The sequence below is a fragment of the Nonomuraea sp. NPDC049624 genome, assembly GCF_040675255.1.
Classification (GTDB): domain Bacteria; phylum Actinomycetota; class Actinomycetes; order Streptosporangiales; family Streptosporangiaceae; genus Nonomuraea.
In genome coordinates, this window is the sequence record NZ_JBFAOR010000004.1 from 746,611 (window position 1) to 760,471 (window position 13,861).

Below are 13,861 nucleotides of genomic sequence, written 5' to 3' on the forward strand. Positions count from 1 at the left end.
CCCTGTCATCCGTCCCGTCATCCGGCGTCGCCGTTCTTGCGCGAGCTCCTGAGCAGCTCGGCGTAGTGGCCGTCGAGCGCCAGCAGCTCGGCGTGCCTGCCGCGTTCGACCACCTCGCCGCGGTCGAGCACGATGATCTCGTCGGCGTCGCGCACGGTGGACAGCCGGTGCGCGATGATCAGGCAGCCGCAGCCGCGTCTGCGCAGGTTGTCGGCGATGGTCCGCTCGGTCTCGGGGTCCAGGGCGCTGGTCGCCTCGTCCAGGATCAGCAGCGTGGGCTGGATCGACAGGGCGCGCGCCAGCTCCAGCCGCTGCCGCTGGCCGCCGCTGAGGTTCCTGCCGCCCTCCAGCACCCGGCTGTTCAGGCCGCCGGGCCGGGCCGCGATCAGGTCGAACAGCGCCGCGTCGCGCAGCGCCGAGACCGCCACCTCGTCGGGCACGTCGTCGCTCCACAACGTCAGGTTGTCGCGCACGGTGCCCTCGAACAGGGTGATGTCCTGGTCCACGTAGGCGACGGAGGCGGCCACGACGGCCCGCGGCAGGTCGTCGCGCGGCCGGTCGTCCAGCAGCACCCGGCCGCCGGTCGGCGTGTACAGGCCGGCGGCCAGCTTGCCGGCGGTGGACTTGCCGCTGCCGGAGTTGCCGACGATCGCCACCCGGCGGCCCGGCACCACGGTGAACGACAGGTTCCTGATCACGGGGGCGGCGAGCGCGTTGTAGCCGAAGGTCACGTCGGCGAACTCCAGCCGCCCGTCCAGGCGCCCGCCCGGGTCGGCCTGCTCGCCGCCGCCGGCGGCCCGCTCGAACGTTCTGGCCATCGGGTACTTCTCGACGTCGTACAGGCGGCAGATGTCGGCCGAGATGTCCTGCAACTGGCCGCCCAGGTTGGTGAGCTGGGTGACCGGCCTGGACAGGGCGGTGAGCAGCGTCTGGAACGCCACCAGCATGCCGACGCTGATCACCCCGTCCACCACGCGCAGCCCGCCGATCAGCAGGATCAGCCCGCTGTTGACGCCGGCCAGCAGCGGCGGCACGACGGTCAGCGTCGCCGTGGCCACGCCCAGCCGCTGCTTGGCGGTGACCGCCTTGGCCAGGAACCCGGCCCAGCGCTGGAACGCCGTCGGCTCGGCGCCCGTCGCCTTGACGGTCTCCACGAGCTGCAGCGTGTTGAACGTGGTGGAGGTCAGGTTCCCCAGGTCGGCCCGCAGCGCCGCCACCGCGTCCGTCCGCGCCCGCGACACCTGGCGCAGGACCGCGATGTTCAGCAGCGCCATCGACACCCCGACCAGCCCGAGCAGCAGGTCGTAGCGGATGAGCACGGCCGCGTAGAACAGCACCAGGACCAGGTTCACCAGCGTGACGGCCAGGTCCCGGGACAGGATCTCGGCCACGCCGTCGTTGGCCTGCACCCGTTTGGCCACCTCGGCCGGACGGCGCTGGAGGAAGAACTCCACCGGCAGCCGCAGCAGATGGCGGAAGAAGCGGGCCGAGCTGACCAGGCCGAGCCGGATCTCCAGCCGCAGCAGGTAGTGCCGCTGCACCGAGGTCAGCACGAACACCACGACCGCGGTGACCCCCATCGCGAACAGCAGCGGCACCAGGTAGCCGGGGTCGCGCCCGGTCAGGATCCGGTCGATGAACACCCGGCTGAACGCCGGCCCGATGATGCCCGGCACGACCAGCAGCAGGCTGGCCAGCAGCACCAGCGGGAGCGCCCGGCCCGACGGCATCCGCCGGGCCAGCAGGGCCTGCCCGACCCGGGCGGGCCGGCCGCCGGGCTGGAAGTCCGGCCCCGGCTCGAACGTCAGGACCACGCCGGTGAAGCCGGAGTCGAAGTCGTCCCAGTCGATCATCCGGGGGCCGCTCGCCGGGTCGTTGACCGCGACGGCCTTCCTGCCGAACCGGCTGCGCACCCCCTCCAGGACCATGAAGTGCTGGAACGCCCAGAACACGATGGCCGGCTCGGTCAGCGAGCGCAGGTCCGCGGCCTCCATCTGGAAGCCCCTGGCGATCAGCCCGTACCGGCGGGCGGCGGCCACCACGCTGGAGGCCTTGGCGCCGTCGCGGGAGACGCCGCAGGCCGAGCGGAGCTCCTCCAGCGGCACGAACTTGCCGTGGTAGCCGAGGATCATCGCCAGCGAGGCGGCCCCGCACTCCACGGCCTCCATCTGGATCACCGTCGGCGTGCGCCGCCGCCACCTCCACCGTCGCCGCCGCCGTACGGGGGCCGCCGGGGGAGCGGGCGCGGCGGCCTCCCCGGGGCGGTCCGCATGCCCCTGCTCGGGGACGCCGGTGGTGGTCACACGTCCCTCCCGGGGGCGCTGGTCGTGGTCACGCATCCCTCCTCCGGCCGGGCGGCGGCGCACTTCACGCGGCCCACCTCAACGCCCGAGCAGCAGGTCGAACAGCGTCTGGCTGCCCAGCCCGATCGCGCCGCTGACGGACACCTGCGACTGCAGGCCCACCGGCGGCCCCGTCCTGGTCGACCAGGCGTAGCCGGACGGCGTGCCGGCGTCGCGCACCAGGTCCACGATCACCAGCCTGGACGGCGTGCCGCGCAGGTAGCCGCGCGCCGGGTCCTCGCCGCCCACCAGGTCGGCGGCCTGCTCGGTCATCACGGGGTAGGCGCTGACCGACGCGACCCGGCCGCGCAGCAGCCCGTACGCGCCGGGCGGCGCCGAGGAGACCGCCAGATCGACCGGCTTGCCCGGCACCACGCCCATCGCCCGGTCGACCGGCACGAACAACATCGCCACCAGCCGGTCGCCCGGCGCGTCCGTACGCTCGATGAGCAGCAGCTCCTCGCCCTCCCTGACCACGTGCCCCGGCACGGCGGAGCCGGCGACCACCCGCCCGCCGAACGGGCTGCGCACCACCTGCTCCGACCCGCCGTCGGCGGCGATGACCGCCACCGCCTGGCCCTGCCGCACCGCCTCGGCCGGCTGGACGAGCATCGAGCGCACCGTCCCGCCGTACGGGCTCTGCAGCCGCGCCGTGCCGCCGGGATGCGTCAGCAGCCCCGCCGCGGGCACCGTGACCGGCAGCCGTCCGGCGAAGAACCACACCCCCGCGGCCATCACGATGATCAGCACCACGAACGTGGCGATCCACCCGCGCGGAGAGGCCAGCAGCGTCGGCGAGTCCAGCTCGTCGGGCTCCCGCATGCGCTGCAACGCCTTGAACCGGAACTTCATCACGCCGTCCCCTGGGAGCGGCCGCCGGGCCGCCGTCGTGCCGTCATGTGCCCATCACCGCCGGCTGCCGACGATCAGCTCGCCGACGCTGCCCTCGGTCAGGTAGTCCAGGCCGCTGGCCAGCGCGAAGTCGGCGGCGTCCCCGCCGCCCAGCGCGCACACGGCCAGGTCCATGGCCGTGCCGGCCAGGTAGAGCGTCTGGTAGAGCACGCCCACGTGCTTGAGGACCAGCGAGTAGCCGATCGTCTCGTACTTCCACATCACCCGGCCGAAGCGGGCGGTGACGGTCAGCACCACCTGCGGGTCGCCGGTGAGCTGGGCCGCCGACCTGGCGCGCTCGACCAGTGCCCGCACGGCGGGGGCGGGCGGCGAGACCAGTTCCAGCGCGTGCCCGGCGGTGTCGTAGTGCCACAGCCCAGGCTCGGCCCCCTGGCAGGACACGATCAGCGGATAGACCTCCAGCTCGTGCACCGAGCCGCCGGAGGGGTAGGGCCGGTCGGTCAGCTCCTGGCCGTCCGGCGAGGTGAACACGGCCCGCCGCCGCATCGTCCGGTAGAGCAGCTCGCCGAGCTGGGTCAGGGTGATGGGCGCGTCCGGGTCGTGCTCGCGCAGGGAGCGGCGGCGTTCCAGCGTGTCGGTGAGGCTGGGGTCGGTCTTGGCCAGCAGCTCCAGATCGGGGCGCGGCAGCTCGATCCGCTCGCCGGCGAACGGCGGGGGATCGGCGGGCACCGGGCCGAAGCGGGGGGTGAAGGCGTACGTGCCGCCGTAGCGGCCGGTGCAGCGGGGGCCGCGGCTGTGGGCGTGCAGCCACAGGTCGCGCGGGTGCCACTGGGCCTGGCGCAGGTCGTCGTCCTCCGGGCCGGTGGCGAGCACGCCCGCCGCCGCCAGGAACCGCAGCACCTGCGCCCGCCCCTGGCCGCCGTCGTTCGCCAGTTCCGCCGGGGTCGTCCAGGACGCCAGCGCGCCGAGCAGCCCGCAGGCGGCGGGCGACAGCTCGACCGCCGCCGGGCTGCGCGGGGAGCGCACGGTCAGCACGCCCTCCCCGGCGGTGACGACGGCGAAGCGCGACAACCTGATCGGCGTGTCCGCCGCCGGCGCGGGCGCGGGCTCCACGTTCCCGGCGCCGACCGGGCGCAGCCGGGCCCCCGCCGCGGCGTACTCCAGCAGGCCGGCCCTGGACAGGCGGCGTACCAGCAGGTTCCAGCGCAGCAGCCCGGCCTCGCCCACCATCGCCGCCAGGGCGGTCTCGCCCGCGTCGCCGCCGGCCAGGATCCGCAGGGCGGCCGCGGCGCCGGCGTCGAGCCCGCGCAGGCCGAGCGAGCCGGCCGGCGTGGAGACGCGCACCTCGCCGTCCGCCTCGGTCAGCTCCGCGTCCCGCCGCAGCCGCAGCTTGGTCTCGTCCATGGCCCGCTCCTCTCCGTCACCAGGGGCCCCGCGAACCGGTCAGAAGAAGACGCTGGTCGGGTTGAGCTCGTCCTCGGCGCGGGGCTCGGGGACCCAGCCGAGCGCGACCGGCACGTCGTACAGCCGGCCGGGGCCGAGCCGCCGCCAGAAGTGCCGCATGCCGGGCGCGATCACCCGGACCACGCTGAGCTCCAGGTCCGGACGGCTCTGGTCGAGCGCGATGACCTCGATCCCGGCCGCGGCGGCCCTGGCCACGCAGGTCTGCACGTCACCGGCCAGGTCGCCGCCGTCCGAGCGGGCGTAGTCGGCCAGGGTGCGGGGACGCGCGGCGGGGTCGGGCACCAGCCACGGCTCCGCGGCCAGCTTGGTCTCCTTCCACCAGGCCAGCGTGGCGACGTCGTCGTCCAGGTAGAGCGTCTCGCCGTGCTCGTCGCGCCGCTCCACCGAGGGCAGGAACTGGTTGACCTCGGTCAGCGTCCTGATGGCGGCGATGCGCGGGTCCAGGTGCGCGCCGAACCCGACGATGACGTCCTCCACCGGGTGCCCAAGCCGGTGCGAGACCCCGACGAACGCCGGGATGCCGAGGTCGGTCGTGATGTCGAGCAGCCACAGGTCGCGGTCCATGCCGCGGTAGAACTCGCGCACGGTGTCGACGTACGGGTCGCGCAGCGAGTCCAGGTCGAAGGCCGGCCGCCGGGCCCGGTTGTACCACCACAGGGCCACCGCGTCGCGCTCGACCAGCTCGCAGAAGCCCTGCAGGACGGCCTCCTCGATCGAGTTGCCCGAGGCGTTGCCGTTGGAGTCGCCCACGCAGTAGAAGTGGCGCTCCAGGTCGGGGTGGCCGTACCAGGCGTAGCCGGCGGGCACCAGCCGCTCCCGCTCCTCGGTCAGCGACCAGGCGGGCGACCAGTCGATCGGCAGGTCCGTACGGAACCGCTCGGGCACCAGGTGCAGCCGGTGCGCGGGGTCCTTGTTCCACTCCTCGCGGCCGGCGTACTGGGCGTCGGAGAAGTGCAGCAGCGACTCGGGGTGGACGGCCACCGCAGGGTCGAGGTCGGCGTAGGCGGCCTCGGTGACCGGCTCCTCGCCGCGCCAGACCCCCGAGTAGCGCTCGATGGCCTCGCACAGCGCGCTCACCTTGGCCTGCACCTCGGTCCGGCCCTTGCCGCCGCTCTGCCCCCGCAGGTTGCGCCGCAGCAGGTCCATGTTGTCGCCGATCATGGCGAAGTTGTGGCCGGCGGTGAAGCTGTAGGTGACGCCGTTGTCCTGCTCGGCGAAGGTGTGCAGCCGGGTGACCGCGCCGATCAGCGGGCTGATGTGCTTCTCCAGCCGGGCGTACGTGCGCGCGGGCGGCTCGATGCGGTAGCCGCCGTCGGTGACGTGCCGGGCGCTGCGCGCCGACAGCGCGACCTTGGGGCTGCGCTGGCTGATCAGCGTGGGATCGCCGCAGGCCGGGCACTGCGGCAGCCGGACCAGGGTGTGCTCCATGACGCCGAGCGTGCGCAGGTCGACGGTGGTCATCCGGCCTTCCAGCCGCGAGGGGGCCGCCCCGGCGGCGATCCGCGCCAGCTCCACGGCCAGCAGCCCGCCCGCCACGGCCGGACCGGCGGGCGCCGACTCCCGCGCCGGGTGGAAGGGCGCCCCGCCGCCGCGCTTGCCCGCCAGGTACCGCTCGACCTGCCGGTTCCCGGTCAGCCGCTGCGCCAGGCAGGCCCAGCAGCCGGTACGTCCCGGCTGGAGCACCGGGCCGACCCACAGCGTGATCCCGCCCGGCTTCACCAGCGCCCACGGGTGCCCGGCGGCCAGGTAGGCGGCGTTGAGCCGGTCGAGCGCCGGATCGAGGTAGTCGCCGGCCACCACGACCGACATCGTCCCGCCGGGCTCGGCGGCCGCCTCCTCCACGCTCGCCGTACGTATGCGTAGTCCGTGCTCGCGCAGCACCGGGAGCAGCGCCGCGGCATCGGCCCCCGCGCAGGGCACGACGGTGAATTCGGCGCGGGAGAGCGCCTCATGGGCGTGGACCGGGTCAATTCCCTGCGCGTCCCAGAATGCCAGCGTGCTGTCCGGCCAATCCGGGCGGCCATTGGCGAGATGGCCGAATGCGGCGAATTTGCGAATGGCGATCAGCGTCTGCGGCAGCGGCACTTCGTCGCTCAGCGCGCTCGCGATCTCCGCGACGGTACGCCGTCCGTCCAGGTAGGGAAGGAGTTTCCCGGCCCCCGCCGACCGGACGAGGTAGTGCTGACCCTCGGCCAGGAGAAACACCTTCGACCCGTCGATGACCTGGGGTGTGAAGTGCGCCTTGAGACGTGGGCGGTCCATGGCCCTCCCCGTGTCGGGTCCATATCGGTTGATCGCAGAGTCGCATCGGGCCGGATCCGGTGTAAAGACGTAATTCCGGCGTACGCATTTCACCGGTACGACGGGCGAAAATACGTATTGGTCCGTCGGGAATGCGCATGTGCCGCGGCATGGGCCGACTGTTGAACCTGGTGCCAATAGTCCGGATTAGTCGGATTCGTGCGCCCAGGTATTGACAGCCCGCCCGCCTGAGGCGGCATGATCCTGGTGGACAGTTTCAGGGGGGCCGAACTGTGGGGAGTGGCGATGTCTTCGGGACAGCCGCTGCTACACCGTGACGTCGAGACCGCCGCGATGCGGGAGGCGTTGTCGAGGGTCCGTGCCGGCGGCCCCTCCGTCCTGCTGATCCAGGGGGCCCGGGGCATGGGCAAGACGACCTTGCTCAACGCCGCGCTGGCGGCCAGGGGCGAGGTGGGGGCGCTGCTGCTGATGGCCCGGGGCCACCCCACCGAGCGCGACCACCCGTTCGGCGTGGTCCGCCAGCTCTTCGAACCGCTCATGACCGCCGGGCGCGCGCCGCCGTCCGGCGGGAGCGCCGTCGTCGGCCCCGACCTGGGCGGCGGGCTCGACCGGGGCCACCCCGTCACCCCCGACCTGCTGCACGGCCTCTACCGGGCCACCCGCTCCTTCACCGGCGACCGGCCGCTGATCATCGCCGTCGACGACGTGCACCACACCGATCCGCAGTCCTCCCAGTGGTGCTCCTACATCGCCCGGCGGCTCGACGGCCTGCCCATCGCGATGGTCCTCACCACCGCCGGCGCCGGCGCCGACTCCGGCGGCCCCGACGACCTGGTCAGGGACCTGGCGGCGCTGCCGTACACGCGGCTGCTGCGGCCCGCGCCCCTGTGCGCCCAGTGCGCCGCCCGGCTCATGGAGTCCGTGCTCGGCGGCGGCAGGGAGACCGGGGAGGAGATCGGCGAGGACGTCGCCGCCGCCTGCCACCGGCTCACCCAGGGCAACCCGCTGCTGCTGCGGGAGCTGGCCGGGCGGCTCGGCCGGTCCGGCGTGCGCCCGGTGAGCGGCGAGCTGCCCCGGGTGCTGGAGATCGGCGCGCTGGCGCTGACCGAGACCGCGCTCGGCTGGTTGTCCGGCAGCGGCTCCGGCGTGGACGCCGCGGGCGTCGACCTGCTGCGCAGCCTGGCCATCGTGGCGCCCGAGGACGGCATGGAGGTCGCCTCCATGATCGCCGGGCACGGCCAGGACACCGCCAGGGCGGCGGGGGAGACGCTGCGCCGCGCCGGGCTGGTCACCGGCACGCCGCCCGACCGCTTCGCCCATCCGCGCATCCAGCAGGCGGTGCTGGCCGGGATGGACCCGGGCGAGCGCGACCGGCTGCACCGCCGTACCGCGGCGTTGCTGTACCGGCTGGGCGCGCCGCTGCGCCGCTCGGCCCGCCACCTGATGTCGGCCGGCCCGACCGGCGACCCGCTCACCGTCACCGTGCTGCGCGAGGCCGCCGGCGAGGCCGCCGCCAGGCACTCGTGGCAGGACGCGACCGGCTACCTGCACCGCGCGCTGGCCGAGAGCGACGACCAGGACACCGTGCTGGAGGTCACCGCCGAGCTGGGCGCCGTGGAGAAGCACCGCGACCTGCCCGCCTGCCTGCGCCACCTGCGCACGGCCTACGGCCGGGTCAGGACGGCCCCGCACGCCCTGATGTCGCTGGCGCCGTTCGCCGACATCCTGGTCACCGCGAACTCCGCCGAGGCCGCCGAGGTCTTCGCCGGCGCGGCCGAGAGCGCCGCCGCCGCCCCGCAGTTCGGCGGGGCCGACCTGCTGCTCGTGTTCGCCGCCCAGGCGCTGCTGTGGGGCCGCTCGGCCGGACGGCTCGGCCTGCGCCGGCTCGGACGCTCCCTCGGCACGCTGGTCAGCCCGGCGGCCCGGGAGTTCCTCAGCGTGCTGGCCCTGGCCACCGGCGCGCGGGGCCGCAGCCTGCCGCGCACGCTCGCCCAGACCCGGCGCTGCCTCGACGGCCAGGGCCCGGTGCCGGCGGCCGCCGTGCTGCCGCTGGTGTGGGGCGACCGCCTCGACGAGGCCTCCTACTGGGCCGAACGCCTGGTCAGCGAGACCCAGGAGGCCGGCTCCGGCACCGGCCTGGCGCTGGCGCTGCTGACCAGGGCCGAGGTGCGCTACCAGCTCGGCAGCCTGGAGGCCGGGCTGGCCGACGCCGAGGCCGCCGTCGCCAGCGCGCGCGAGTGCCAGGCCGAGGGCTTCCACGTGGCCGCCGCCGCCTGCGCCGCCCGGGTGCTGGTGGAGTTCGGCGACCTGGAGGCCGCGGAGTCCGCGCTGAAGTCGGTCGCCCCCTACGGCGACTGGCACCCCCTGATCTCCGGACAGGCCCTCGACGCCCTGGGCCGCCTCCGGCTCGCGCAGGGCCGCCCGCGCGACGGCCTGCTGACCCTGCTGGAGTGCGGCCGCCGCCTGACCGCCGCCGGCATCACCAACCCGGCCTGCGTGCCCTGGGGCACGAACTCGATCCTGGCCTACGTCCTGTCCGGGGAGCGCTCGGCGGCCCGCATCGTGGCCGAACGGGAGCTGGAGCTGGCCCGCGCCTGGGGCGCGCCCACCGTCGTCGCCCGCGCGCTCAGCGCGGGCAGCCTCGCCCACGAGGGCCGGGTCCGGCTCGACATGCTGCACGAGGCCGTCGCCCTGCTGGGCAGCCGGGGCGCCCGGCTCGAACACGCCAGGGCCCTGCTGCGCCTCGGCATCGCCCAGCGGCAGGCCGGCGACGACGGCAAGGCCCACGAGACGCTGGCCCTGGCGCTGCGGCTGGCCGCCGACTGCGGCGCGGGCCGCCTGGCCGCGCTGGCCGACAAGCACCGCGCCGCCACCGCCCCGGCCCGCGTCGCCACCCTCACCCCCGGCCAGGACGACCACGTGCTGACCGTCGGCGAACGCCGGGTCACCGACCTGGTGCTGCGCGGGATGAGCAACCTGGAGGTGGCCACGACGCTGTCGATCAGCAAGCGCACCGTGGACACCCATCTGGCCCGCATCTACCGCAAGCTCGGCATCCACACCCGCGCCGAACTCGCCGTCATCCTCACCGGCCTGTCCGACGACGACCCGCCCGCCGCCGAACCCGTGCCCACCGGCCCCCACGAGTACCTGTGAGCCACCCAGGCCTGTTCCAGGCAGTCAACCGGCTCGTCACCTACGACGAACGCCAGCGGATGGTCCCCCGCGACCGCGGCCTGCTCACCGCACTCGTCGACGCGGCCCGCGCCCGGGACCCCGCCGACCACACCACGCTGCGCGCGCTCGGGATCGGGCTGCTGGTTCTGGGCGAGTACGGCGACGCGATCCGCCACCTGAACCGTGCGCTCGACCTGGCGGACACGAGCGGCAGGCGGATCGCCGCGTCGCTCAACCTGGCCGACGCCCATCGGTACGCAGGGGACGCGGCAGCCTCGGAAGCCCTGTGCCGCGCGATGCTCGCCCTCGCCAGGAAGGAGGTGCCGGAGATGGTGTGCTTCTCGCTCCAGCATCTCGGCAAGACCCTGGCCGACCTGGGCCGCACGCAGGAGGCACGCGAGGTGCTGCAGGAGGCCCTCGCCCTGCGCACGGCCGGAGGCGACCTCGAGCTGATCGCCAGAACCCGGGCGGCCCTGCGATCACTCGACGCGGGCGCCGATCGCTGACTGATCCGCCGGACGGCCGGTCGCCGGGGCTTCATCCTGCTCCCTCAGCCGAGCCGGTACAGTTCACCGCCGCCCTCGCCGGACGTGCCGCCGTATGTGCTCGCGGGAACCCTCGTGCCGTGCTGCCGCACCCATTGGGCGATGGCGGGGTCGCCGCTCATGGGGCCGCTCCGGCCCGGCCCGCCGATCACGATGTGGCGCAGTTCGCCTCGGCGGACGTACTCCTGCAGCCTGGCCACCGTCATCGCCGGGTCCTGCCCGGTGAAGCCGCCCATCGCGATCACCGGCTCGCCGGTCGTCACCACGAGCATGCCGCCCCGCCCTTGGGGCGGCGCCTGACCGTTCCCGGCCTGACCGTTCCCCGCCACGATCACCCAGCGCAGCCATGGAATCCAGTCGGGCGTCCGGTTCAGCAGCGCGAACGACCACGCCCCCGTGACAGCGACGCCCCCGGGCAGCACCCACGACCACCGGACCGGCCCCCGGTACGCGCCGTACAACAACACCCCGCCCACTCCGGCCAGTGCGGCGATCGCGGGGGCCAGCGACGTGGTGTAGTACGGGTGGAACACCCCCTTGGCGAAGCTGAACGCCGCGTAGTTCTCCAGCTCCTGCGCGACCTGCCACGTTCGTCGACGCTGGCGTTGTCGGCGATCGTGATCCGAAACCGGTAGGGGAACGTCTCTGCCAGATAGGTGTGCAGTCTGCGCACGCTGCACGCCAGCACATGCTGCTCGTTGTAGACCGGAATGGCGATCTCCACCATGCGATCCATGACCAACTCCTCGCTCGCTCGAAGGGCCTCTCAAAGGTGTGGCCGCGGAGTCGATCACCTGGCGGCGACGTCCCCTGCGCCGTGACCGGCCGGCATCGGGCTGCGGTGGCCACAGGAAACGTCAGGAGCTCCGTTCTCCTCGTGTCGACCGCCGGACCACCTCAGCCGCCCCCGCCCCCGCCCCCGCCAGGCGTGCCGCCGGTGACAGCCTGTATCTCCCGCCCGGTCAGCTCCTGCAGCGTCCCGCCGTCGGTGTTGCTGAGGATGACACCGACCCAGCCGGTGTACGGGTAGATGTTCCAGCTGGCGCCGACACCGGGGTTGGCGCCGGCGCGCCCGTGCACCCACTGACCGCTGACGATGCGGACCGGCATGTGGTAGGCCCCGAACGACTGCGGCCCGTGGGGGGACCTGGGCGCGGTGAGCACCTCGGCCCAGGGCCGTTCCAGCACCGTGCCTTCGCTCAGGGCGTGCGCGAACCGGACCAGATCCGGTGCGGTGGCGAAGCCCCCGTCCCCTGGGGCGTCGATGAAGCCGCGGCCCGGGTTCTTGCCCGGCGTGGACCGGTTCGAGCTGCTCTTGCCCAGGTTGCGGACGGCGTCCACCACACTGCCGTCAGCCAGCGTCATGTGAGGGTGCGCGATGTGCGCATCGGTGAGCCACTGCCGCCTGGTGTAGAACGCCGAGCCGGTCATGCCGCAGCGTTTGAAGATGTTCTCCTCGACGTAGTCCCAGTACGTCCTGCCGGTCACCGCCTCCACGATCAGCGCCGGGATGACGACGTCGGCGCCGGCGTGGTCGGTGGGGGTGCCAGGGGCGGCCACCAGCTTCGCCTTCCGGGCCCACCGCTCGTAGAACTCGTGCACCTCCTCCCGGCTCCGGAAGATGCGCTGCGGGTCCTCCTCCGGGGTGCTCAGCCCGGAGGTGCCGGAGAGCAGGTGATGGACGGTCACCTGCTCGGCGACGTCCTTGGCGTAGCCGGTCAGGTGGGTGCCCACCGTGTCCGACAGCTTCACCTTGCCCTGCTGCACCAGCTGCAGGACGGCCACCGCGCCGAACGGCTTGCCCGCCGAACTGAGGCTGAACGCGGTGCCTTCGTGAATGCGGATCCCCTTCTCCTTGTCCGCCATGCCGTAGCTGCGGGACAGCACCGTCCGGCCCCGGTGCGACAGCAGCACCACGCCGGAGAACCTGCCGTCCGCGGCCAGCTTCGCCACGTACCGGTCGTAGTCTCCGCCGGGACGGGTGTCCGGCGGGATGCCGGGGCCGGTCGCGGCCGGACGGCGCTGCCGGTTGCCGGGCCGCCCGCCTGCCAGCGGCGCGCCGGCCGCCACCACGCCGGCCGCCGCGAGCCCGCTCCACCCGAGCAGCCGCCGCCGGCCGACGCCACCTGCAGAGTCCATGATCACGGTCCTTTCCTGACGACGAACCGACCGCTGCAGGTCTGACCGCGCCCGCCGTCGGCAGCCGATCACCACCATGTGGCCGGTGGCACTACTGAAGAGGGAGGACTGTTGCGGTGGCGTATGCGCTTTTCGATACGTCCGCGATACATCGAATTCCCGACATCAGGGCACTGGCCGCAGGCCGCGCGACAGCCCGGGGCTGTGGCCGGCGGCCCTGGCAGGCCGTCGAACATGGGGGAGACCTCGCCGACGAAGAACGGTCCCTGATCGGGCCGCGCTCACCGCTGGGCGAGCGCGGCCCGAGGCCGGATCTGCGCCGGCTGGGCAACACGGTGACGCGGCGGTTTCGTACCGACGACCTGGGGGACGTGACCTGCCGGGCGAGGACGAGCGGCCGGCCGGCCTGGAGGTCCGAACTCCGTACAGTCCCCGGGGCCGGCGGTCCGACGGCCTGGGGACGGGCTTCCGCAGCCGCGGGCGGGCTTCGCCGGGAAAGGCAGGGTGGTCTTGGTGCCTGGGAGGAGGCCGGCGGCCCGGTCGTCGAAACGAAGAAGCCCCAGTCGTCCGGCATCTGCCGTCCGCTGGGGCTTGACCGCTGTCCGGACCGGACCGAAACCCGGCCTGACTCCGAAGAGCGTGAGTGGACGATACTGGGATTGAACCAGTGACCTCTTCCGTGTCAGGGAAGCGCTCTCCCGCTGAGCTAATCGTCCTTGTTGAGTTGTCACTCAGAGCGGAAGACGGGATTCGAACCCGCGACCCTCACCTTGGCAAGGTGATGCTCTACCACTGAGCCACTTCCGCATGGCGCACTTAACTTTACCGGACCCAGGAGAGTCCGTTGTACCACCGAGGTGGAGACGGGATTTGAACCCGTGTAGACGGCTTTGCAGGCCGCTGCCTCGCCTCTCGGCCACTCCACCAGGAGTATGACTCCGAGCGGAAGACGGGATTCGAACCCGCGACCCTCACCTTGGCAAGGTGATGCTCTACCACTGAGCCACTTCCGCGTGAATCCCCCGCGAACTCGCGGGGCCACGGGAAAACCATATCGTCTTCGCGGAGTGCCCGTGCGCA

Annotated in this window: 8 protein-coding genes and 4 tRNA genes; 2 read left to right on the forward strand and 10 right to left on the reverse strand. The window is 73.5% G+C overall.

The window, feature by feature from the left end:
- Positions 1-17 precede the first annotated feature (17 nt).
- From AB0J76_RS19800 to AB0J76_RS19815, 4 genes are read right to left on the reverse strand one after another with little or no spacing between them, the layout of a single operon-like run.
- On the reverse strand, positions 18-2,339 hold the full coding sequence (locus AB0J76_RS19800; protein WP_352326171.1) for an NHLP family bacteriocin export ABC transporter peptidase/permease/ATPase subunit: 2,322 nt from the start codon (positions 2,337-2,339) through the stop codon (positions 18-20).
- A 42-nt stretch (positions 2,340-2,381) separates the two neighbouring features.
- The gene (locus AB0J76_RS19805) at positions 2,382-3,194 is read right to left on the reverse strand and encodes an HlyD family efflux transporter periplasmic adaptor subunit (protein ID WP_352326172.1); all 813 of its coding nucleotides are present in this window, start codon (positions 3,192-3,194) and stop codon (positions 2,382-2,384) included.
- 54 nt (positions 3,195-3,248) lie between these two features.
- Positions 3,249-4,598 (reverse strand): SagB family peptide dehydrogenase, encoded by a 1,350-nt coding sequence (locus AB0J76_RS19810; RefSeq protein ID WP_364390060.1) that lies wholly within the window; start codon positions 4,596-4,598, stop codon positions 3,249-3,251.
- Positions 4,599-4,637: 39 nt separating this feature from the next.
- Positions 4,638-6,920, reverse strand: a complete 2,283-nt coding sequence (locus AB0J76_RS19815; RefSeq protein WP_352328316.1) for a TOMM precursor leader peptide-binding protein — start codon at positions 6,918-6,920, stop codon at positions 4,638-4,640.
- A gap of 285 nt (positions 6,921-7,205) precedes the next feature.
- Between AB0J76_RS19815 and AB0J76_RS19820 the strand changes: the two genes are divergently transcribed.
- Positions 7,206-10,076, forward strand: a complete 2,871-nt coding sequence (locus AB0J76_RS19820; RefSeq protein ID WP_352328315.1) for an AAA family ATPase — start codon at positions 7,206-7,208, stop codon at positions 10,074-10,076.
- Entirely contained in the window at positions 10,073-10,603 is a 531-nt protein-coding gene (locus AB0J76_RS19825; protein WP_352328314.1) for a tetratricopeptide repeat protein, read from the forward strand. Before AB0J76_RS19820 ends, AB0J76_RS19825 begins: the two co-directional genes overlap by 4 nt.
- Before the next feature lie 44 nt (positions 10,604-10,647).
- On the opposite strand, the gene AB0J76_RS19830 is transcribed toward AB0J76_RS19825, so the two are convergent.
- The 6 genes from AB0J76_RS19830 to AB0J76_RS19855 all read right to left on the reverse strand — a co-directional run bounded on the left by AB0J76_RS19830 (position 10,648) and on the right by AB0J76_RS19855 (position 13,794).
- Positions 10,648-11,175 (reverse strand): hypothetical protein, encoded by a 528-nt coding sequence (locus AB0J76_RS19830; RefSeq protein ID WP_352328313.1) that lies wholly within the window; start codon positions 11,173-11,175, stop codon positions 10,648-10,650.
- A gap of 364 nt (positions 11,176-11,539) precedes the next feature.
- Positions 11,540-12,781: a serine hydrolase domain-containing protein gene (locus AB0J76_RS19835; protein ID WP_352328312.1), complete on the reverse strand. Its 1,242-nt coding sequence runs from the start codon at positions 12,779-12,781 to the stop codon at positions 11,540-11,542.
- A gap of 644 nt (positions 12,782-13,425) precedes the next feature.
- Positions 13,426-13,497, reverse strand: a tRNA-Val gene (locus tag AB0J76_RS19840).
- 19 nt (positions 13,498-13,516) lie between these two features.
- Positions 13,517-13,588: transfer RNA gene (locus AB0J76_RS19845), tRNA-Gly, on the reverse strand.
- Positions 13,589-13,636: 48 nt separating this feature from the next.
- Positions 13,637-13,707, reverse strand: a tRNA-Cys gene (locus AB0J76_RS19850).
- Positions 13,708-13,722: 15 nt separating this feature from the next.
- A tRNA-Gly gene (locus tag AB0J76_RS19855) sits at positions 13,723-13,794 on the reverse strand.
- Between the last annotated feature and the right edge of the window lie 67 nt (positions 13,795-13,861).

Coding starts and splice junctions, on each gene's coding strand:
- AB0J76_RS19800 (WP_352326171.1), bottom strand. CDS start 2,339: ATGCGTGACCACGACCAGCGCCCCCGGGAGGGACGTGTGACCACCACC.
- AB0J76_RS19805 (WP_352326172.1), bottom strand. CDS start 3,194: ATGAAGTTCCGGTTCAAGGCGTTGCAGCGCATGCGGGAGCCCGACGAG.
- AB0J76_RS19810 (WP_364390060.1), bottom strand. CDS start 4,598: ATGGACGAGACCAAGCTGCGGCTGCGGCGGGACGCGGAGCTGACCGAG.
- AB0J76_RS19815 (WP_352328316.1), bottom strand. CDS start 6,920: ATGGACCGCCCACGTCTCAAGGCGCACTTCACACCCCAGGTCATCGAC.
- AB0J76_RS19820 (WP_352328315.1), top strand. CDS start 7,206: ATGTCTTCGGGACAGCCGCTGCTACACCGTGACGTCGAGACCGCCGCG.
- AB0J76_RS19835 (WP_352328312.1), bottom strand. CDS start 12,781: ATGGACTCTGCAGGTGGCGTCGGCCGGCGGCGGCTGCTCGGGTGGAGC.